27 protein-coding genes are annotated in these 20,441 nt (G+C 61.1%); all 27 read right to left on the bottom strand.

Going from position 1 to position 20,441, the window contains the following annotated elements; translation table 11 throughout:
- Positions 1-250: 250 nt before the first annotated feature.
- Complete coding sequence (gene secY / locus BJD12_RS17910) at positions 251-1,618, bottom strand: preprotein translocase subunit SecY (RefSeq protein WP_005993389.1); 1,368 nt, start codon at positions 1,616-1,618, stop codon at positions 251-253.
- A gap of 7 nt (positions 1,619-1,625) precedes the next feature.
- Positions 1,626-2,069 carry a 50S ribosomal protein L15 gene (rplO, locus tag BJD12_RS17905; protein WP_005993387.1) on the bottom strand — a complete coding sequence of 148 codons (444 nt, stop codon included), beginning with the start codon at positions 2,067-2,069 and terminating at the stop codon, positions 1,626-1,628.
- 4 nt (positions 2,070-2,073) lie between these two features.
- Positions 2,074-2,265, bottom strand: a complete 192-nt coding sequence (rpmD, locus tag BJD12_RS17900) for a 50S ribosomal protein L30 (protein ID WP_003486678.1) — start codon at positions 2,263-2,265, stop codon at positions 2,074-2,076.
- The gene (rpsE, locus tag BJD12_RS17895) at positions 2,258-2,800 is read right to left on the bottom strand and encodes a 30S ribosomal protein S5 (RefSeq protein ID WP_003486682.1); all 543 of its coding nucleotides are present in this window, start codon (positions 2,798-2,800) and stop codon (positions 2,258-2,260) included. Before rpsE ends, rpmD begins: the two co-directional genes overlap by 8 nt.
- 158 nt (positions 2,801-2,958) lie before the next feature.
- Positions 2,959-3,318, bottom strand: coding sequence for a 50S ribosomal protein L18 (rplR, locus tag BJD12_RS17890; protein WP_005993383.1), 360 nt, complete (start codon positions 3,316-3,318; stop codon positions 2,959-2,961).
- A gap of 91 nt (positions 3,319-3,409) precedes the next feature.
- A complete protein-coding gene (gene rplF, locus BJD12_RS17885; RefSeq protein ID WP_005993381.1) occupies positions 3,410-3,937 on the bottom strand; it encodes a 50S ribosomal protein L6 in 528 nt (175 codons plus the stop codon).
- Positions 3,938-3,952: 15 nt separating this feature from the next.
- Positions 3,953-4,351 carry a 30S ribosomal protein S8 gene (rpsH, locus tag BJD12_RS17880; RefSeq protein WP_005993380.1) on the bottom strand — a complete coding sequence of 133 codons (399 nt, stop codon included), beginning with the start codon at positions 4,349-4,351 and terminating at the stop codon, positions 3,953-3,955.
- A gap of 204 nt (positions 4,352-4,555) precedes the next feature.
- Entirely contained in the window at positions 4,556-4,861 is a 306-nt protein-coding gene (gene rpsN, locus BJD12_RS17875) for a 30S ribosomal protein S14 (protein ID WP_005917137.1), read from the bottom strand.
- 18 nt (positions 4,862-4,879) lie between these two features.
- On the bottom strand, positions 4,880-5,422 hold the full coding sequence (gene rplE, locus BJD12_RS17870) for a 50S ribosomal protein L5 (RefSeq protein ID WP_005993376.1): 543 nt from the start codon (positions 5,420-5,422) through the stop codon (positions 4,880-4,882).
- A gap of 11 nt (positions 5,423-5,433) precedes the next feature.
- Positions 5,434-5,751 carry a 50S ribosomal protein L24 gene (gene rplX, locus BJD12_RS17865; protein ID WP_003486696.1) on the bottom strand — a complete coding sequence of 106 codons (318 nt, stop codon included), beginning with the start codon at positions 5,749-5,751 and terminating at the stop codon, positions 5,434-5,436.
- 15 nt (positions 5,752-5,766) lie between these two features.
- A complete protein-coding gene (gene rplN, locus BJD12_RS17860) occupies positions 5,767-6,135 on the bottom strand; it encodes a 50S ribosomal protein L14 (RefSeq protein ID WP_003486699.1) in 369 nt (122 codons plus the stop codon).
- Positions 6,136-6,149: 14 nt separating this feature from the next.
- Complete coding sequence (gene rpsQ / locus BJD12_RS17855; protein WP_005993374.1) at positions 6,150-6,419, bottom strand: 30S ribosomal protein S17; 270 nt, start codon at positions 6,417-6,419, stop codon at positions 6,150-6,152.
- A gap of 11 nt (positions 6,420-6,430) precedes the next feature.
- Entirely contained in the window at positions 6,431-6,616 is a 186-nt protein-coding gene (gene rpmC, locus BJD12_RS17850; protein ID WP_003486703.1) for a 50S ribosomal protein L29, read from the bottom strand.
- Positions 6,616-7,029: a 50S ribosomal protein L16 gene (gene rplP / locus BJD12_RS17845; RefSeq protein ID WP_003486706.1), complete on the bottom strand. Its 414-nt coding sequence runs from the start codon at positions 7,027-7,029 to the stop codon at positions 6,616-6,618. Before rplP ends, rpmC begins: the two co-directional genes overlap by 1 nt.
- Positions 7,030-7,034: 5 nt before the next feature.
- Positions 7,035-7,769 (bottom strand): 30S ribosomal protein S3, encoded by a 735-nt coding sequence (gene rpsC, locus BJD12_RS17840; protein WP_005993372.1) that lies wholly within the window; start codon positions 7,767-7,769, stop codon positions 7,035-7,037.
- A gap of 17 nt (positions 7,770-7,786) precedes the next feature.
- Positions 7,787-8,122 carry a 50S ribosomal protein L22 gene (rplV, locus tag BJD12_RS17835; RefSeq protein WP_002811686.1) on the bottom strand — a complete coding sequence of 112 codons (336 nt, stop codon included), beginning with the start codon at positions 8,120-8,122 and terminating at the stop codon, positions 7,787-7,789.
- A 12-nt stretch (positions 8,123-8,134) separates the two neighbouring features.
- On the bottom strand, positions 8,135-8,404 hold the full coding sequence (gene rpsS / locus BJD12_RS17830; RefSeq protein WP_005993369.1) for a 30S ribosomal protein S19: 270 nt from the start codon (positions 8,402-8,404) through the stop codon (positions 8,135-8,137).
- Between the two features lie 6 nt (positions 8,405-8,410).
- Positions 8,411-9,238 (bottom strand): 50S ribosomal protein L2, encoded by an 828-nt coding sequence (gene rplB, locus BJD12_RS17825; protein ID WP_003486715.1) that lies wholly within the window; start codon positions 9,236-9,238, stop codon positions 8,411-8,413.
- Positions 9,239-9,248: 10 nt separating this feature from the next.
- Positions 9,249-9,548, bottom strand: coding sequence for a 50S ribosomal protein L23 (gene rplW, locus BJD12_RS17820; protein ID WP_005993367.1), 300 nt, complete (start codon positions 9,546-9,548; stop codon positions 9,249-9,251).
- The gene (gene rplD / locus BJD12_RS17815; protein ID WP_016900669.1) at positions 9,545-10,150 is read right to left on the bottom strand and encodes a 50S ribosomal protein L4; all 606 of its coding nucleotides are present in this window, start codon (positions 10,148-10,150) and stop codon (positions 9,545-9,547) included. Before rplD ends, rplW begins: the two co-directional genes overlap by 4 nt.
- 12 nt (positions 10,151-10,162) lie before the next feature.
- The gene (gene rplC / locus BJD12_RS17810; RefSeq protein WP_005993363.1) at positions 10,163-10,813 is read right to left on the bottom strand and encodes a 50S ribosomal protein L3; all 651 of its coding nucleotides are present in this window, start codon (positions 10,811-10,813) and stop codon (positions 10,163-10,165) included.
- An 11-nt stretch (positions 10,814-10,824) separates the two neighbouring features.
- The gene (gene rpsJ / locus BJD12_RS17805; RefSeq protein ID WP_003486723.1) at positions 10,825-11,136 is read right to left on the bottom strand and encodes a 30S ribosomal protein S10; all 312 of its coding nucleotides are present in this window, start codon (positions 11,134-11,136) and stop codon (positions 10,825-10,827) included.
- Positions 11,137-11,599: 463 nt separating this feature from the next.
- Positions 11,600-12,790, bottom strand: a complete 1,191-nt coding sequence (tuf, locus tag BJD12_RS17800) for an elongation factor Tu (RefSeq protein ID WP_005993360.1) — start codon at positions 12,788-12,790, stop codon at positions 11,600-11,602.
- A 47-nt stretch (positions 12,791-12,837) separates the two neighbouring features.
- Positions 12,838-14,955, bottom strand: a complete 2,118-nt coding sequence (gene fusA, locus BJD12_RS17795; RefSeq protein WP_005993358.1) for an elongation factor G — start codon at positions 14,953-14,955, stop codon at positions 12,838-12,840.
- 137 nt (positions 14,956-15,092) lie between these two features.
- Positions 15,093-15,560 (bottom strand): 30S ribosomal protein S7, encoded by a 468-nt coding sequence (gene rpsG, locus BJD12_RS17790; RefSeq protein ID WP_005993356.1) that lies wholly within the window; start codon positions 15,558-15,560, stop codon positions 15,093-15,095.
- Positions 15,561-15,572: 12 nt separating this feature from the next.
- Positions 15,573-15,947 (bottom strand): 30S ribosomal protein S12, encoded by a 375-nt coding sequence (gene rpsL / locus BJD12_RS17785; protein WP_003469157.1) that lies wholly within the window; start codon positions 15,945-15,947, stop codon positions 15,573-15,575.
- Positions 15,948-16,167: 220 nt separating this feature from the next.
- Positions 16,168-20,382, bottom strand: coding sequence for a DNA-directed RNA polymerase subunit beta' (gene rpoC / locus BJD12_RS17780; protein WP_005993346.1), 4,215 nt, complete (start codon positions 20,380-20,382; stop codon positions 16,168-16,170).
- Positions 20,383-20,441 lie beyond the last annotated feature (59 nt).

Below are 20,441 nucleotides of genomic sequence, written 5' to 3'. Positions count from 1 at the left end.
GTAGCAAGGCCTCGGATTGCTTTGAAGCCCGTGAAACCAAGGTTCCATGGACCCGGCGTGGGGAGTGTGCCCTCGCTCCGGCGCCGGACGATGTTGATCCAGAAAACTTCTCCGAATCGCCTGTACTACTCCCGCACAGGACCACCTCGTCACACCCGCGCGCGAGACGTCGCGCGAGCCGCCCTTCTGATCGGAAGATCGTGGCCCGGGAACCAGGCCGTCTTCACGCAATGAAGATCTAGTGTACCACTTAACTGCGAGCCAAGCCGCCGCGCGAGCCACCCTTCAGGTTGGCCTTCTTCAGCAGGCTCTCATACTGATGCGACATCAGGTGCGCCTGAATCTGCGCAATGAAGTCCATCACCACCACCACCGCAATCAACAGCGAGGTGCCACCGAAGTGAAACGAGGTACCCAGCTGCGTACGCATGATTTCCGGCAATAGGCAGACGATGACCAGGTACAGCGAACCGGCCGCCGTCAAGCGCGTCAGCACGCCGTCGACGTAATCCGCCGTGGCCTTGCCCGGACGAATACCAGGAATCAATGCACCCGACTTCTTGAGGTTGTCAGCCGTTTCCTGCGAGTTGAATACCAGCGCGGTATAGAAGAACGCGAAACCGATGATCAAGGCCGCGAACACCAACATGTGCACCGGCTCACCCGGTCCAAGCGAATTGGCGATCTTCTGCAGCCACGAACCCACGCCACTGCCCGATGCCGCCTGACCCGACCACATCGACAGCGTCGCCGGGAATGCCAGGATGCTAGACGCGAAGATCGGCGGAATCACGCCGGCCATGTTGAGCTTCAGCGGCAGGAACGAGGTCTGGTTCATGTACGCATTGCGACCGCCCTGGCGGCGCGCGTAATTGACCGTGATACGCCGTTGCCCACGCTCGACGAACACCACAAACAGCGTAAATGCCAGGATGGTGATAACGATCAGCAACAGCGAAATGAAGCTCAGATTGCCTTCGCGGAACGCTTCGACGGTCTGGATCGCCGCCGAGGGCAGACCGGCCACGATGCCGGCAAAGATGATCAGCGATACGCCATTGCCGATTCCGCGCTCGGTGACCTGCTCGCCAACCCACATCAGGAAAATGGTACCGGCCGTCAGTGCGATCACTGCAGTGAGCACAAAGCCCATGCCCGGCGCATACACCACTGGAGCGCCGCCCGGCGCCGTCTGGTTCTGGAGCGCGAGCGCAATACTGCCGCCCTGCACCACCGCCAGAAGCACCGCGCCAATGCGCGAATACTGGGTGATCTTGCGTCGGCCCGACTCGCCTTCCTTCTGCATCGCCTTGAGGGCAGGAAAGATGTGCGTGGCCAACTGGATCACGATCGATGCCGAGATGTACGGCATCACGTTCAACGCAAAAATACTGAAACGGTGCAGGGCGCCGCCCGAGAACATGTTGAACATGTCCACGATGCCGCCGCCCTGCGCCTGCATCAACGAAAGCATGGCATCGGGATTCACGCCCGGCACCGGCACATAGCAGCCGATGCGGTAGACGATCAATGCCCCGAGGACGAACAGTAGCCGCTGGCGAAGTTCCGTGAACTTGCCGAGCCCGCCACCGAGGTTACCAATGCCAGCCTGCGCCATCTGTCGATTACTCCTCTACGCTGCCGCCAGCAGCTTCGATTGCTGCCTTGGCGCCTGCGGTAGCCGCAACGCCCTTCAGCATGAACTTCTTGCTCAGCTCGCCCTTTAGCACGATCTTCGCCTTCTTGGCGCGGCTCGGGACCAGATTGGCCGCACGCAGCGCTGCAAAGTCGACATCACCGGCATCCAGCTTGTCCAGCTGGTAGGACAACACTTCAGCGGTATCGCGCGCCATCTTGGAGCGGAAACCGATCTTCGGCAGACGGCGCTGCATCGGGGTCTGGCCGCCTTCGAAGCCGGCCTTGATCTTGCCGCCACCCTTACGGGCAAACGAACCCTTGTGACCGCGACCAGCGGTCTTGCCGAGGCCCGAACCGATACCACGACCGACGCGGGTGCGCTCGGTACGGGCGCCGTCGGCCGGCTTGAGGTCATTAAGACGCAGAGTCATTGGATTACTCCTCAACCTTGACGAGGTAGTGAACCGTATTGATCAGGCCACGCACCTGCGGGCTGTCCTTGAGTTCACGCACATCGTTGAGCTTATTCAGGCCCAACGCACGCACCGACAGGCGGTGACGCGACTGGGTTCCACGCAGGCCACGCACCAGGCGCACCTTGACGGTCTTGTTGGTGTCCTTAGCCATGGTTGAGCTCCTCCACCTTCTTGCCGCGCTTGGCCGCAACACGTGCCGGCGACTGCACTTCCGACAGACCCTTCAGGGTTGCACGGACCAGGTTGATCGGATTACGCGAACCGACCGCCTTGGCCAGCACGTTCTTCACGCCAACCGCTTCCAGCACGGCGCGCATTGCACCGCCGGCAATGACGCCGGTACCTTCGGAAGCCGGCTGCATGTAGACGCGTGCGGCACCATGGCCGGACTTGACCGCGTGCCACAAGGTGCCATTGTTCAGATCAACCGTCGCCAGGTTCTTGCGCGCCTGCTCCATCGACTTCTGGATGGCGACCGGCACTTCGCGCGCCTTGCCGTAACCGAAACCGACCTTGCCCAGGCCATCGCCGACCACGGTCAGCGCGGTGAAGGTGAACTGGCGACCGCCCTTGACCGTCTTGCTGACGCGATTGACCGCGACCAGCTTTTCGATCATGCCATCGTCGACTTTCTCTTCGCGGTTACGGTCGCGATCACGACCCCGCGGTGCACGTTCTTCTGCCATCTTGATTCCTTGATTGATTGAGTATGTACGGCTCGAAGCCGCTTATGGTTGTAGAGTGAAACGGTGTTCCCGTAGCCGCTGCAAAAGAACGGGACGGTCCGGCATCTCCCTGCCGGCGGAAACGCGGATGCGGCCAATGGCCACATCCGCAGCAGTACTTAGAACTGCAGGCCGCCTTCGCGAGCTGCGTCGGCCAGCGCCTTGATGCGGCCGTGGTAACGGTAGCCCGAGCGGTCGAACGCGACCTTCTCGATACCGGCAGCCTTGGCGCGCTCGGCGATCAGCTTGCCAACCTTGACGGCTGCATCGCTGTTCTTGCCGTTCTTCAGACCATCCTTGACGTCGGCCTGCAGGGTGTTCGCCGCGGCGATCACCTTGGAACCATCGGCAGTGAAGACCTGGGCATACAGGTGCTGACCGGTGCGCAGCACCGACAGACGCGCGACGCCCAGCTCGCGGATGTGTGCACGGGTCGACTTGGCGCGACGCAGGCGGGCGATGTTCTTGTTGATGCTCATGATATTTATCCTACGAAAGCTGAAGGAAGACAGGCTTTTGCATTGAAAAGTCCGGCCATCGATGGCCGGGCTCCTCGCAGAGGGACCTGCCTTACGCCTTCTTGGCTTCCTTGCGAATGATGACTTCACCGGCGTACTTCACACCCTTGCCCTTATAGGGCTCCGGCGGACGGAAACCGCGGATCTTGGCGGCGACTTCGCCGACGCGCTGCTTGTCGGCGCCCTGGACCACGATCTCGGTCTGGGTCGGGGTCGACAGCGTGATGCCTTCCGGCGCCACGAACACCAGAGGATGCGAGAAACCGAGCGCCAGGCTCAGGTCCTTGCCCTGCATGGCGGCGCGGTAACCGACGCCCACCAGCTCGAGCTTGCGCTCAAAGCCTTCAGACACGCCCTTGACCATATTGGCCAGGATGGCGCGCACGGTGCCGGTGATGGCGCGCTGCGACGGATCGTTGGCCGACAAGGTTGCAACATCGCCGTCGATGGCGATTTCCACGCCCACCGGCTTCGGCAGGGTCAACGTGCCCTTCGGGCCCTTGACGCTGACCAGCTCAGGCTGGACGTTGAGCTCAACACCCTTCGGAAGGGACACAGGCTTCTTGGCTACACGGGACATGTTCGATTCCTTCCCTTAGGCCACGAAGCACAGGACTTCACCACCAACGCCGGCTTCGCGAGCCTGCGCATCGGTCATGATGCCCTTCGACGTGGAGATCATGGCGATACCCAGGCCACCGAGGACCTTGGGCAGCTCGGTCTTGCCGCGGTACTGACGCAGACCCGAGCGCGAAAAACGCTTCAGGGTCTCGATGACCGGACGGCCTTCGAAATACTTCAGCACGATTTCCAGCTCCGACTTGTTGTTTTCGGTGGCCGTAACGCGCAGGTCGGTGATGTAACCCTCGTCCTTCAGGACCTGGGCGATCGCAACCTTGATCTTGGACGACGGCAATTTCACCGTCTGCTTACCAACCGCGGCCGCATTCTTGATGCGAACCAGCAGGTCGGCGATGGGATCAGTCATGCTCATATGAGTACCTTTGAGTGCACCGATATCCGCTTTCGCGAAAATCTTGTGTTTTCCTGGGGACGGGCCAGGACCCTTGACGCCATGCCGAGCCCGGACGGGCAAGACAGAAGCGGAAGTATACGACAAAAGAGCCCGACTTGCGTCGGACTCCCTTGTTGAACAGAACCATCCTGTTCAAACCGGCCGCGAACGACCGGGATGCTGTTACCAGCTTGCCTTGCGCAGGCCCGGAACGTCGCCGTTCATCGTCGCCTTGCGGAGCATATTGCGACCCAGACCGAACTTGCGGTACACACCGCGCGGACGACCCGACAGCTCGCAACGGTTGCGGTGACGGCTCGGCGACGAGTCGCGCGGCAGCTTCTGCAACTTGGTCGATGCATCGATCTTCTCTTCGTAGGACGCATCCTGACTGGAGAGGATCTTCTTCAGCGCATCACGCTTGCCGGCAAATTTCTTCGCCAGCTTTGCACGCTTGATGTCGCGGTGGATCATGGAGGTCTTTGCCATTTCGGATGTCCTCTATGGTCAGTTACGGAACGGGAACTTGAACGCTGCCAGCAGCGCCTTCGCTTCCGCATCCGTCTTGGCGGTGGTGGTGATGGCGATATCCATACCGCGGATCGCGTCGACGGCGTCGAAGTCGATTTCCGGGAAGATGATCTGTTCCTTCACACCCATGTTGAAGTTGCCACGACCGTCGAAGGAGCGACCGGACACACCACGGAAGTCGCGCACGCGCGGCAACGAGATGTTGATCAGGCGATCCAGGAACTCGTACATCTTGGCGCGACGCAATGTGGTCTTGCAGCCGATCGGCCAACCGTCACGAATCTTGAACGATGCGACCGAAACGCGCGACTTGGTGACCACCGGCTTTTGACCGGAGATCTTGGACATGTCGGCGACCGCATTTTCCAGAATCTTCTTGTTGGTAGCGGCTTCGCCCACGCCCATGTTGAGCGTGACCTTGACCAGCTTCGGCACTTCCATCGGATTGGTGTAGCCGAATTCCTTCATCAGAGCCGGCACCACGCTTTCCTTGTAAAACTTTTCGAGACGCGTATTCATGATCTCATTCCTCAGGCGTCGAGCGCCTCACCGCTGGAGCGGAACACACGCAATTTGCGTCCATCCTCCAGCACCTTGAAGCCAACGCGCTCGCCCTTGCCCGTTGCCGGGTTGACGATATTGACGTTGGAGATATGGATCGACGCTTCACGCTCGACCACGCCGCCGGCGACACCCGCCTGCGGGTTCGGCTTGGTGTGGCGCTTGATGACGTTGGCATTGGAAACGATCACGCGATCGCCGTCCACACGCACAACTTCACCTTGCTTACCCTTGTCCTTGCCGGTGTTGATGACGACCTGGTCGCCCTTCTTGATACGGTTAGCCATGTGTATGTCCTCCGCTCACAGCACTTCGGGAGCGAGCGAGACGATCTTCATGAACTTCTCGGAACGCAGCTCGCGCGTCACCGGCCCGAAGATGCGGGTCCCGATCGGCTCCTGCTTGTTGTTCAACAGCACAGCGGCATTGCCATCGAAGCGGATCAGCGAACCGTCGGGACGGCGCACACCCTTGCGGGTACGCACCACGACGGCGTCGTAGACTTCGCCTTTCTTGACCTTGCCACGCGGAATGGCGTCCTTGACGGTTACCTTGATGATGTCGCCAATGTGTGCGTAGCGGCGCTTCGAGCCGCCCAGCACCTTGATGCACATCACTTCCTTGGCACCCGAATTGTCGGCCACATCGAGGTAGCTCTGCATCTGGATCATGATTCAGATCTCCCTTAGCCGGCCGAACGGGTGACGATTTCGACCACCCGCCAGTTCTTGGTCTTGGACATTGGAGCAATCTCGGTCACACGCACGACGTCGCCTTCATTGCAGGCATTGTCGGCATCGTGTGCGTGCAGCTTGGTCGAGCGCTTGATGTACTTGCCGTACAGAGCATGCTTGACCTGGCGCTCCACCAACACGGTGACCGTCTTGTCCATCTTGTTGCTGACGACACGGCCTTCGACCGTGCGCAGCGCTTGCTTTTCGTTGTTGTCGCTCATCGCGGCCGTCCTTACTTGGTGCTGCCGAGCAGGTGCTTGACGCGAGCAATCTCGCGGCGCACCCGGCGGGTTTCGTGGGTCTTCGGCAGCTGGCCGGTGACCTGCTGCATGCGGAGCGAGAACTGCTCCTTACGCAGATCGGTCAGGTGGGCCTTCAGTTCGTCAGCCGACTTCTCGCGGAGTTGTTTGATATCCATCAGCGCACCGTCCGGGTCACGAAAGTGGTCGTCACCGAGAGCTTGGCAGCGGCAAGGCGGAACGCCTCACGTGCGGTCTCTTCGGGAATACCCTCGATTTCATAGATCATGCGACCCGGCTGAATCTGCGCGACCCAGTACTCCACGTTGCCCTTACCGGAGCCCATGCGGACTTCGATCGGCTTCTTGGTGATCGGCTTGTCGGGGAACACACGGATCCACATCTTGCCGCCCTTTTTGACGTGGCGGCTGATCGTGCGGCGTGCTGCTTCAATCTGGCGTGCGGTCAGCTGACCGTGCGCCGTGGCCTTGAGGCCGTATTCGCCGAAGCTGACGGCGTTTCCGCTCCATGCCAGGCCGTCATTGCGGCCCTTGTGCATCTTGCGATATTTGGTTCGCTTGGGTTGCAACATTGCCGTTACCTCGCTTCACGAGCCGGGCGCGACGGGCGGTCACCACGGTCGCCGCGATCGTTACGATCGTTGCGCGGGCTGTCGTCCTGCTTTTCCTGGCCAACCTGAGAGAAGTCGAAGACTTCGCCCTTATAGATCCAGACCTTGATGCCGATGATGCCGTACGTCGTGGACGCCTCGGCAAAACCGTAATCAATGTCGGCACGTAGCGTGTGCAGCGGCACGCGGCCTTCGCGGTACCACTCCGAACGGGCGATTTCTGCACCGTTGAGGCGGCCAGCCACATTGACCTTAATGCCCAGGGCACCCAAGCGCATCGCGTTACCGACCGAGCGCTTCATTGCGCGGCGGAACATGATGCGACGCTCAAGCTGCTGCGCGATCGACTCGGCGACCAGCTGCGCATCCAGCTCCGGCTTGCGCACTTCGGTGACGTTGATGTGCGCCGGAACGCCCATCAGCTCGCTCACTTCCTTACGCAGCTTTTCGATGTCCTCGCCACGCTTGCCGATCACCACGCCCGGACGGGCAGTGTGGATCGTGACGCGGGCGGTTTTGGCAGGGCGCTCGATCAAGATCTTGCTGACACCTGCCTGCGCGAGCTTCTTGCGCAGCATTTCACGCACTTTCAGGTCGGCTGCCAGATAGGCAGCGAAATCGCCCTTGTTTGCGTACCACTTGGAGTTCCAGTCTTTGGAGATACCAAGACGGATTCCAGTCGGATGAACTTTATGACCCATGGTCTTTTCCTTTCCGCTTACTTGGCGGCGCCGACAATCACAGTGATGTGACTGGTGCGCTTGAGGATGCGGGTACCGCGGCCTTTCGCCCGCGCCATGAAACGCTTCAGGGACGGACCTTCATCAACCATGATGGTCTTGACCTTCAGCTCGTCGACATCCGCGCCCTGATTGTTTTCGGCATTGGCAATAGCCGACTCCACGACCTTTTTGATCAGGTGTGCAGCCTTCTTGTCCGAGAACTTCAGCAGATTGACCGCACGTTCGGCGGACAAACCACGCACCTGGTCAGCGACCAGGCGGGCCTTCTGCGGGGAGATGCGCGCGGTGCGCAGGATTGCTTTCGCTTCCATCGTCATCTCTCCTTACCTGCTCGACTTCTTGTCGCCACCGTGACCCTTGAAGGTCCGGGTGACGGCAAATTCGCCGAGCTTGTGGCCGACCATATTCTCGTTGACGAGCACCGGAATGTGGTTCTTGCCGTTATGCACGGCGATGGTGATGCCTACCATTTCCGGCAGGATCATCGAACGGCGCGACCAAGTCTTGATCGGCTTCTTGCTACCCGCAGCGGATTCCACCTTCTTTGCAAGGTGGTGATCGACGAACGGGCCCTTCTTAAGTGAACGTGCCATGGTCGATTAGCCCCTACGATCGCGGACGATGAATTGCTGGGTGCGCTTGTTCTTGCGCGTCTTGTAACCCTTGGTCGGAACACCCCACGGGGTGACCGGATGCGGATTACCCTGACCAGCCTTCGCTTCACCACCACCGTGGGGGTGATCGACCGGGTTCATGGCTGCACCGCGGACGGTCGGGCGAACACCGCGCCAACGCTTGGCGCCGGCCTTGCCCAACTTCTCGAGGTTGTGCTCGTCGTTGCCGACTTCGCCGATGGTGGCGCGGCACTCGACCGGCACCTTGCGCATTTCGCCCGAACGCAGACGCAGCGTGGCATAGATGCCTTCGCGAGCGACCAGCTGGACGGCTGCGCCGGCAGCACGTGCGATCTGAGCGCCCTTACCCGGCTTCAACTCGATACCGTGAACCGTCGTACCGACCGGGATGTTGCGCAGCGGCAGCGTGTTGCCGGTCTTGATCGGTGCGTTGGCACCGGCAATGACCTGATCGCCAGCCTTCAAGCCCTTGGGGGCGATGATGTAGCGACGCTCGCCGTCGACGTAGCACAGCAGGGCGATATGAGCGGTACGGTTCGGATCGTATTCGATCCGCTCCACACGCGCCGGAATGCCTTCCTTGTTGCGCTTGAAGTCGATGATGCGGTAGTGCTGCTTGTGGCCACCACCGACGTGACGCACGGTGATGCGGCCATGGTGGTTACGACCACCGGACTTGCTCTGCGAATCGAGCAGCGCCGCGTGCGGTGCGCCCTTGTGCAGATCGGGAGTAACCACGCGCACGGCGGAACGACGGCCGGGAGAGGTGGGTTTGAACTTCATCAATGGCATGGGATGGACCTCAGGCCTTGGCCGTTACGTCGATGGACTGACCATCAACCAGGCGGACGTACGCCTTGCGCCAATTGCCACGGCTGCCAGCACGGTTACGGAAGGACTTGCTCTTGCCCTTGACGTTGACCACGTTGACTGCCTTGACCTTGACGTCGAACAGCTGCTCAACCGCGGCCTTTACATCGGCTTTGGTGGCTTCAGTCGAAACTTCGAAGACATACTGGTTGGAGATTTCCTGCAGGCGCGCGGTCTTCTCAGAGACTCGCGGAGCACGCAGCACGCTGAAGATTTTTTCGTTGCTGCTCATGCCAGCCACTCCTCGACCTTCTTGACCGCATCGGCGGTGATCACGACCGTATCGGCCCCGACCAGAGCGACCGGATCCAGACCCTGCACATCGCGCACCTGCACATAGGGCAGATTGCGAGCGGACAGGTACAGGTGCTCGGAGGCTTCTTCGGTGACGATCAGCGGGCGCTTGCCCACATCCAGCCCCTTCAGCTTCTCGATCAGACCCTGGGTCTTGGTGGTTTCGACGTCGAACGCATCGACGATCATCAGGCGACCCTGGCGGTTAAGCTCAGAGAAAATCGCGCAGATGGCCGCACGGTACATCTTGCGGTTGACTTTCTGTTCGAAACTGCGCGGCTTGGCCGCGAAGGTCACGCCGCCGCCGACGAAGATCGGAGCCGTCAACGCGCCATGACGCGCACCGCCGCCCTTCTGCTTCTTCGACTTCTTGGTCGTGCCCGCAACTTCCGAACGCGTCTTCTGAGCCTTGGTACCAGCGCGACCGGCATTGCGATAAGCGACGACGACCTGGTGGACCAGATCTTCGCTGAATTCGCGACCGAACACGGCATCGGAGACCGAGACCTTGTTGTTGCTACCCGTGATAACGAGTTCCATCGTCATCTCTCCTTATGCCTTGCTCGCCGGACGGACGATCACGTCGCCACCAGCTGCGCCAGGCACGGCGCCGCGGATAGCAATCAGACCACGCTCGACGTCGACCTTGACCACTTCCAGGTTCTGCGTGCTTTGCTGCACGGCGCCCATGTGGCCCGACATCTTCTTGCCCGGGAAAACGCGACCCGGGGTCTGGCGCTGACCCAACGAACCCGGCGCGCGATGCGACAGCGAGTTACCGTGAGTTGCATCGCCCATACGGAAGTTGTAGCGCTTGATGGTGCCCTGGAAACCCTTACCCTTGGTGACGCCCTGGACATCGACCTTCTGGCCGACCTCGAAGATGTCCGCCTTGATTTCGCCGCCAACGGCGAAATCGCCGAGCTGCGCATCTTCAACGCGGAATTCCCACAAGCCACGACCCGCTTCGACCTTCGCCTTGGCGAAGTGACCGGCGGCCGGCTTGTTGACCAGTGCGGCGCGACGCGCGCCAACGGTAATCTGCACTGCGCTGTAGCCGTCGGTTTCAACGGTCTTGATCTGCGCGATACGGTTCGGAGTTGCTTCGATCAGCGTAACCGGCACCGAGCGGCCATCTTCAGTGAAGACGCGGCTCATGCCAGCCTTGCGGCCCACGAAGCCCAACGAATATTTCTTCGTCATGGTCGTAGTCCTCAGGTCAACTTGATCTGTACGTCGACGCCAGCCGCGAGCTCGAGCTTCATCAGCGCGTCCACGGTCTTGTCGTTCGGGTCGACGATATCGAGCACACGCTTGTGCGTGCGGGTTTCGTATTGGTCACGCGCATCCTTGTCGGCATGCGGGGATACGAGGATGGTGTAACGTTCGATCTTGGTCGGCAACGGAATCGGGCCACGCACTTGCGCGCCGGTCCGCTTAGCCGTTTCGACGATCTCGCTGGCCGAACGGTCGATCAAACGATGATCGAACGCCTTCAACCGAATCCGGATCTTTTGTTCCGACATGACGGAAGCTTCCTTCGTTAAAAGAGCGACGGGCAAGGCCTCTGGGATACCTGCCCCGATATTCCTGCGTTGGTGAAATCGCCAGCCATCCTGCCGACGAGGGCTTTCCTCCGCCCAAAAACTGAGGCAGCCCGGTAAACCGGCCTGCCCAGACGGAAAAGTATAATGCGCAGCTAGAGCACGGTCAACAACACGTGAGTTGTTGAGTGCTCCATGCAACGCGACCCTCCCGGTCTGGCGAACACGAGCGGCGTCCTGCCGTTCTTTTCGCTGTGAACTCAGCGCCCTACCCAGGGACACCTAGCCGCGCATTATAGCGATAGAGATTTAGACGCGCAAGCGCCTATGCAAACGAATAAGGCGGCCCACTTGCATGCTCATCTTCCTTCAATAAAAAAAGGGCCGGCTTGCGCCGACCCTCCGATTGCATCGGCGACCGAGGTCGCCGGACTGCAGGTGTTACTTACTTGATGACCTTGGCAACCACACCGGCGCCGACGGTACGGCCACCTTCGCGAATCGCAAAGCGCAGACCCTCGTCCATCGCGACCGGGTTGATCAGGGTCACGACCATCTTCACGTTGTCGCCCGGCATCACCATTTCCACGCCTTCCGGCAGCTGGCAGGCGCCAGTGATGTCGGTGGTACGGAAGTAGAACTGCGGACGGTAGCCTTTGAAGAACGGGGTATGACGACCACCTTCATCCTTGGACAGCACGTAGACTTCGGCTTCGAACTCGGTATGCGGCTTGATCGAACCCGGCTTGCACAGCACCTGGCCGCGCTCCACGTCGTCACGCTTGGTGCCGCGCAGCAGCAGACCGGCGTTGTCGCCTGCCTGGCCCTGGTCCAGCAGCTTGCGGAACATTTCCACGCCGGTGACCGTGGTCTTCTGCGTGTCGCGGATACCGACGATTTCGATTTCGTCGCCAACCTTGATGATGCCGCGCTCGATACGACCGGTCACCACGGTGCCGCGACCGGAGATCGAGAACACGTCTTCGACCGGCATCAGGAACGGGCGATCGACGTCGCGGGTCGGATCCGGAATGAAGCTGTCCAGTGCATCGACCAACTTCAGGATCGCCGGCACGCCGATGTCGCTCTGATCACCGTCCAGCGCCAGACGCGCCGAACCGTGGATGATCGGAGTGTCGTCGCCCGGGAAGTCGTACTTGCTCAGCAGCTCGCGCACTTCCATTTCGACCAGCTCGAGCAGCTCGGCGTCGTCGACCATGTCGGCCTTGTTCAGGAACACGACGATGTGCGGCACACCGACCTGACGCGAGAGCAGAATGTGCTCGCGAGTCTGCGGCATCGGGCCGTCAGCGGCCGAACACACCAGGATCGCGCCGTCCATCTGCGCCGCACCGGTGATCATGTTCTTGACGTAGTCGGCGTGGCCGGGGCAGTCAACGTGGGCGTAGTGGCGGTTCGGGGATTCGTATTCGACGTGTGCGGTCGAAATCGTGATGCCGCGCGCCTTCTCTTCCGGTGCTGCGTCGATCGCGTCGTACGCCTTGAACTCGCCACCGAAACGCTCTGCACCGATCTTGGTCAGCGCAGCGGTCAACGTGGTCTTGCCATGGTCAACGTGACCGATGGTGCCGACATTGACGTGCAGCTTGGTGCGCTCGAATTTAGCTTTTGCCATGACTTACTACCTCTAATTGGAAAATTTTTTGAAGCGGCTGAGCGAACTCAGCCCTTCTTGGTGACGGCGTCGGCGATGTTGGCCGGTGCCTCTTCGTAATGGTCGAATTCCATCGAGAACGTCGCACGGCCCTGGCTCATCGAGCGCAGCGAAGTCGCGTAACCGAACATTTCGCCCAACGGAATCATCGCGTTGATGATCTTGCCCGACGGGCTGTCGTCCTGACCCTGCAACACGCCACGACGACGGCTTACGTCGCCCATCACGTCGCCCAGGTAATCCTCCGGGCTGACGATTTCGACCTTCATGATCGGCTCCAGCAACACCGGGCTAGCTTTCGCAAAGCCCTGCTTGAACGCCATCGATGCGGCCAGCTTGAACGCCATTTCCGAGGAGTCGACGTCATGGTACGAGCCGAACACCAGTTTGACCTTCACGCCCACCACCGGGAAGCCGGCAATCGGACCACTGGTGATCGTCTCGCGCAGACCCTTTTCGACCGAGGGGATGAATTCCTTCGGGATGATGCCGCCGGTGATGTCGTTGATGAAGAGGAAATCATCCTTGACGTTGTCGCTCTTGCGATCTTCCTCGGTCATCGGCGACAGCTCGATCACCACGTGACCGTACTGACCCTTACCACCGGACTGCTTGGCGTGCTTGTAGTCGGACTTGACGTCGGACTTGCGGATGGTTTCGCGATAGGCCACCTGCGGCTTGCCGACGTTGGCCTCGACATTGAACTCGCGACGCATACGGTCGACGATGATGTCCAGGTGCAACTCGCCCATGCCCGAGATGATGGTCTGGCCGGATTCTTCGTCGGTCTTGACGCGGAACGAGGGATCTTCCTGCGCCAGACGGCCCAGGGCCATGCCCATCTTTTCCTGGTCCGACTTCGTCTTGGGCTCCACCGCCATCGAGATCACCGGCTCCGGGAACACCATGCGCTCCAGGGTGATGATCTTGTCCTGCGCACACAGCGTGTCGCCAGTGGTGACGTCCTTCAGACCCACGGCAGCGGCGATGTCGCCAGCGCGCACTTCCTTGATCTCTTCGCGGTTGTTGGAGTGCATCTGCAGGATGCGGCCCACGCGCTCTTTCTTCGACTTGACCGGGTTATAGACCTGGTCGCCCGAATTCAAGGTGCCCGAGTAGACGCGGAAGAACGTGAGCGAACCCACGAACGGGTCGGTCATGATCTTGAACGCCAGCGCCGAGAACGGCGCGGTGTCGGTTGCAGCGCGGGTGTCTTCCTTCTCGTCTTCGTCGATACCTGCAACCGGCGGGCGATCGGCCGGCGACGGCAACAGGTGCACGACGCCGTCGAGCATGGCCTGCACGCCCTTGTTCTTGAACGCCGAGCCACAGAACACCGGCACGATCTCGACCTTCAGGGTGCGCTCGCGCAGACCCACCAGGATCTCTTCTTCGGTCAGGTCGCCTTCGTTGAGGTACTTGTCCATCAGGTCTTCGCTGGCTTCTGCAGCCGCTTCGACCATGAACGAACGCGCCTCGGTCGCAACATCGACCAGATCGGCCGGGATGTCGCGGTATTCGAAGGTGGTGCCCTGCGAAGCGGTATCCCAATGGATCGCCTTCATCTTGAGCAGGTCGACCACGCCCTCGAAGCCGTCTTCGGCACCGATCGGCACCTGCATCGGCACGGCATAGGCACCCAGGCGGGCCTTCAGCTGCTCAACGACCTTGTCGAAGTTGGCACCGGTGCGGTCCATCTTGTTGACGAAGGCCATGCGCGGCACGGAATACTTGTTGGCCTGGCGCCACACGGTCTCGGACTGCGGCTGCACGCCACCGACCGCACACAGCACGAACACCGCACCATCGAGCACGCGCAAGGAGCGCTCCACTTCAATGGTGAAGTCGACGTGCCCGGGGGTGTCGATGATGTTGAAGCGGTGCTGCGGCATGGACTTGTCCATACCCGACCAGAACGCCGTGGTCGCAGCGGAGGTGATGGTGATACCACGCTCCTGCTCCTGCTCCATCCAGTCCATCACTGCAGCGCCGTCATGGACTTCGCCGATCTTGTGACTGACACCGGTATAGAACAGGATGCGCTCGGAGGTGGTGGTCTTGCCGGCATCGATGTGGGCCATGATGCCGAAGTTGCGGTAACGCTCGATAGGGGTGGTGCGGGCCACGGGGAGCCTCTCAATTTCTTGGATTTCGGATGGCCGAACGCCGCCTTTCGGCGGCCTTCGGATTGGATGCGACGCAACATGCGCCGCAAACAGCACTCATATGGTGCTGAAGGGCCCCGTTACCAAGGCCCCCGAGGTCACCAGCGGTAGTGTGCGAACGCCTTGTTCGCTTCCGCCATACGGTGGGTCTCTTCGCGCTTCTTGATCGCGCCGCCGCGGCTTTCCGAGGCGTCCAACAGTTCTGCAGCCAGCTTGCGCGGCATGGTGTTCTCGCCACGCTTGCGCGCGGAATCGATCAACCAGCGCATTGCCAGCGCCATGCGACGGGAGGAGCGCACTTCGACGGGCACCTGATAGGTAGCACCACCAACGCGACGCGATTTGACTTCGACAGCCGGGGCCACGTTGTCCAGTGCTTTCTGCACCAGCTCGACGGCATTCGGATTCTTTTCGCCAATGACGTCCATCGCGCCATAGACAATTTTCTCAGCAACCGACTTCTTGCCACTTTGCATCACCATATTGATGAAGCGGGCAATGGTTTCGCTGCCATGCTTGGGATCAGGCAGGACGGTGCGCTGCGGAGTAGAACCTTTACGGGACATTAGAGTATTTCCTTAGCTCTTCGGGCGCTTGGCGCCGTACTTGGAACGACCTTGACGGCGCTTTGCGACGCCGGCGGCGTCCAGCGAACCACGGACGGTGTGATAACGCACACCGGGAAGATCCTTGACGCGACCACCACGAATCAGGACCACGGAGTGCTCCTGCAGGTTGTGGCCTTCACCACCGATGTAGCTGATGACCTCTTCCTGGTTCGTCAGGCGCACTTTGGCAACCTTACGCAGGGCCGAGTTCGGCTTCTTCGGGGTAGTGGTATAGACGCGTGTGCAGACGCCACGACGCTGCGGACACTTGTCCAGTGCCGGGGAGGCACTCTTGTAGGTGGTCGCTTGCCGGGGCTTGCGGACCAGCTGATTGATCGTTGCCATCAGTCGATTCTTCTGATTGGAGGCCGAAACGGCCTTGCATGAAAACGAAGGCAGGCCGCGAAACGGCCCACCGAGACAGAGAAGTATAGCTGGCAGGACGAAACTCCGTCAACTTCACGGAAACCTAACCCTGCTGGCCCATCCAAGGCCGGAAAACGGAGGGCATCCTGCCCTCCCTTTCGCTTGGCTTACGGCGGTCTCGCGACCGCCGTCGGAGCGCTTACTCCTCGTCCGCGCCAGCGTCGGCCACGGCTGCGACCGGTTCGGCTACTGCGGGCTTGCCCGACAGCGTTTCCATTTCCGAGTCGGTCAGACCCGACGACTTGCGACGGCCGGCGTGATACGCCAGACCGGTACCGGCCGGGATCAGACGGCCCACGATCACGTTTTCCTTGAGACCGCGCAGGTTGTCGCGGGTGCCGCGCACGGCAGCCTCGGTCAGCACGCGGGTGGTCTCCTGGAACGACGCCGCCGAGATGAACGACTCGGTGGCCAGCGAGGCCTTGGTGATACCCAGCAACACCGGATCGTACTTGGCCGGCAGTTCGTTGCGCGTGGTCAGGCGTGCATTTTCCTCGATGACGCGCTGGCGCTCGACCTGCTCGCCGTTGAGGAACTTGCTGTTGCCCTGGTCGACGATCTCGACCTTGCGCAACATCTGACGCGTGATCACTTCGATGTGCTTGTCGTTGATCTTCACGCCCTGCAGGCGATAGACGTCCTGGATTTCCTTGACCAGATACGCAGCCAACGGCTCGACACCCAGCAGACGCAGGATGTCCTGCGGGCTTGGCTCGCCGTCCACCACGGTTTCGCCCTTGGTGACATGCTCGCCTTCGAACACGATGATCTGGCGGTACTTCGGGATCAGCTCTTCGTGTTCCGAACCATCGGTGTCCTTGATGATCAGGCGCTGCTTGCCCTTGGTGTCCTTACCGAAGCTGATGATGCCCGAGCGCTCGGCCAGGATCGCCGGATCCTTCGGCTTGCGTGCTTCGAACAAGTCGGCAACGCGCGGCAGACCACCGGTGATGTCGCGGGTCTTGGACGCTTCCTGCGGGATCTTCGCAACCACGTCGCCCACGCCGACGGCAGCGCCGTCCTGCAGGTTGACGATGGAGCGCGGCGGCAGCAGGTACTGCGCCGGCAGATCGGTGTTCGGGATGGTGAGGTCGTTGCCCTTGCCATCGACGATACGCACGATCGGCCGCAGTTCCTTGGCATGTGCGCCACGACGCTTCGGGTCGGTGATTTCGCGCGACGCCAGGCCGGTCAGCTCGTCGGTCTTCTCGATGACGGTGACGCCGTCGACGAAGTCGATGAAGCGGATGAAACCGGCCACTTCCGACACGATCGGGTGGTTATGCGGATCCCAGTTGGCCACGCCCTGGCCAGCCTTGACCGCATCACCGTCCTTGGCCGTGATGGTGGCACCGTAGGGCAGCTTGTAACGCTCGCGCTCGCGACCGTGGCCATCGAGCACGGATAGTTCGCCCGAACGCGAGACCGCAACCAGCGACCCATTGGCGTGCTCGACCGACTTCAAGTTGTTGAACTTGATCGAACCGGTGGTCTTGACCGTGATGTTGTCCACTGCCGCCGCACGCGATGCCGCACCACCGATGTGGAACGTACGCATGGTCAGCTGGGTACCCGGCTCACCGATCGACTGGGCGGCGATGACGCCGACCGCTTCACCGATGTTGACCTGGTGACCACGTGCAAGATCGCGACCGTAGCAACGTGCGCACACGCCGAACGACGACTCGCAGCTGATGGTCGAACGCACCTTCACCGACTGCACGCTGGCGTCTTCCAGCTTGGCGACCCAGGCTTCGTCGAGCAGCGTGTTGCGGGTGACGATCGGTTCTTCGTCGTTGCCCGGCAGGTACACGTCCTCGGCCACGACGCGGCCCAGCACGCGCTCCTTCAACGGCTCCACCACGTCGCCGCCTTCCACGATCGGGGTCATGATCAACCCTTCGGTGGTGCCGCAATCGACTTCGGTGATCACCACGTCCTGCGCCACGTCGACCAGACGACGGGTCAGATAACCCGAGTTCGCGGTCTTCAACGCGGTATCGGCCAGACCCTTACGCGCACCGTGGGTGGAGTTGAAGTACTCCTGCACGTTCAAGCCTTCGCGGAAGTTCGCCTTGATGGGCGTCTCGATGATCGAGCCGTCCGGACGCGCCATCAGGCCGCGCATACCGGCCAGCTGACGGATCTGCGCCTGGCTACCACGCGCACCGGAGTCGGCCATGATGTAAAGCGAGTTCATCGACTTCTGGTCGATGGTCTCACCCTTGGCGTTTTCGACCTTTTCGGTACCGATGGTATCCATCATCGCCTTGGCGATGCGCTCGCTGGTGCGCGACCAGATGTCCACGACCTTGTTGTAGCGCTCGCCGGCGGTGACCAGGCCCGACTGGTACTGCTCCTGGATTTCCAGCACTTCGGCTTCGGCCTCGGTGAGGATGCCCTTCTTCTCGTCGGGGATCAGCATGTCGTCGATGCCGATCGACACGCCTGCGCGGGTCGCATAGGCATAGCCGGTGTACATCAGCTTGTCGGCGAACACGACGGTGTCCTTCAAGCCCAGCAGACGGTAGCTGGAGTTGATCAGACGCGAGATGTTCTTCTTGGTCATCTCGGTGTTGGCCAGCTGGAACGGCAGGCCTTCGGGCAGGATTTCGCTCAGCAGCGCACGACCGACCGTGGTGTCCACGATCGAGGTGCCGCTGCTGCGCTTGCCGTCGGCTTCCACGTCCACCTGGGTGATGCGGACCTTGACCTTGGCGTGCAGTTCCACCACGCGGTTGTCGTAGGCGCGCTTCACTTCGCTGGTGTTGGCGAACACCATGCCTTCGCCCTTCTTGTTCTCCAGGGCGCGGCTCATGTAGTACAGGCCCAACACCACGTCCTGCGATGGCACGATGATCGGCTCGCCGTTGGCCGGCGACAGGATGTTGTTGGTGGACATCATCAGCGCACGCGCTTCCAGCTGGGCTTCCAGCGAGAGCGGCACGTGGACGGCCATCTGGTCACCGTCGAAGTCGGCGTTGAACGCAGTACACACCAGCGGATGCAGCTGGATGGCCTTGCCTTCGATCAACACCGGCTCGAACGCCTGGATGCCCAGGCGGTGCAGGGTCGGCGCACGGTTCAGCAGCACCGGGTGCTCGCGGATCACTTCTTCCAGGATGTCCCAGACTTCGGCTTCTTCGCGCTCGACCAGCTTCTTGGCGGCCTTGATGGTGGTGGCCAGGCCGCGACGCTGCAGCTTGGCGAACACGAACGGCTTGAACAGCTCCAGCGCCATCTTCTTCGGCAGGCCGCACTGGTGCAGCTTGAGGTACGGACCGACGGTGATGACCGAACGACCGGAGTAGTCCACGCGCTTGCCGAGCAGGTTCTGACGGAACCGGCCCTGCTTGCCCTTGATCATGTCGGCCAGCGACTTCAGCGGACGCTTGTTGGTGCCGGTGATGGCACGGCCGCGACGGCCGTTGTCCAGCAGCGCATCGACCGATTCCTGCAGCATGCGCTTTTCGTTGCGCACGATGATGTCCGGCGCATTGAGCTCGAGCAGGCGACGCAGGCGGTTGTTACGGTTGATCACGCGGCGGTACAGATCGTTCAGATCCGAGGTCGCGAAGCGGCCACCATCCAGCGGCACCAACGGACGCAGGTCCGGCGGCAGCACGGGAAGCACGGTCATGACCATCCATTCCGGACGGTTGCCCGATTCCAGGAAGGCTTCGATCAGCTTGATGCGCTTGGTGAGGCGCTTGAGCTTGGTTTCCGAACCGGTGCTGGCGATTTCTTCGCGCAGACGGGTCATTTCCGACTGCAGGTCGATCGTGCGCAGCAGCTCGTACACGGCCTCGGCGCCCATGGCGGCGTCGAAGTCGTCGTTGTACTCCTGGCGTGCGGTCAGGTACTGCTCTTCGGTCAGCAACTGGCGGCGCTCGAGCGGGGTCAGGCCCGGCTCGGTGACCACATAGGCTTCGAAGTACAGCACGCGCTCGATGTCACGCAGAGTCATGTCCAGCATCAGGCCGATACGCGACGGCAGCGACTTGAGGAACCAGATGTGCGCGACCGGCGAGGCCAGGTCGATGTGGCCCATGCGCTCGCGACGCACCTTGGCCAGGGTGACTTCGGTGCCGCACTTTTCGCAGACCACGCCACGGTGCTTCATGCGCTTGTACTTGCCGCACAGGCACTCGTAATCCTTGATCGGTCCGAAGATGGCGGCGCAGAACAGGCCGTCACGCTCGGGCTTGAAGGTACGGTAGTTGATGGTTTCGGGCTTCTTCACTTCGCCGTAGGACCATGAACGGATCAGGTCAGGCGATGCCAACGCGATCTTGATCGCGTCGAAATCTAGCGTCTGGCGCTGCTGATTGAAGAGGTTGAGCAGGTCTTTCATTTGATATCTCCGGGTCGGAGGAATTTCGTATCTGAGATGAAACCGAGGGCCTTACGTTC

Source organism: Xanthomonas vesicatoria ATCC 35937 (genome assembly GCF_001908725.1).
Lineage (GTDB): Bacteria > Pseudomonadota > Gammaproteobacteria > Xanthomonadales > Xanthomonadaceae > Xanthomonas > Xanthomonas vesicatoria.
This window is presented reverse-complemented; position numbering and strand designations above follow the sequence as displayed.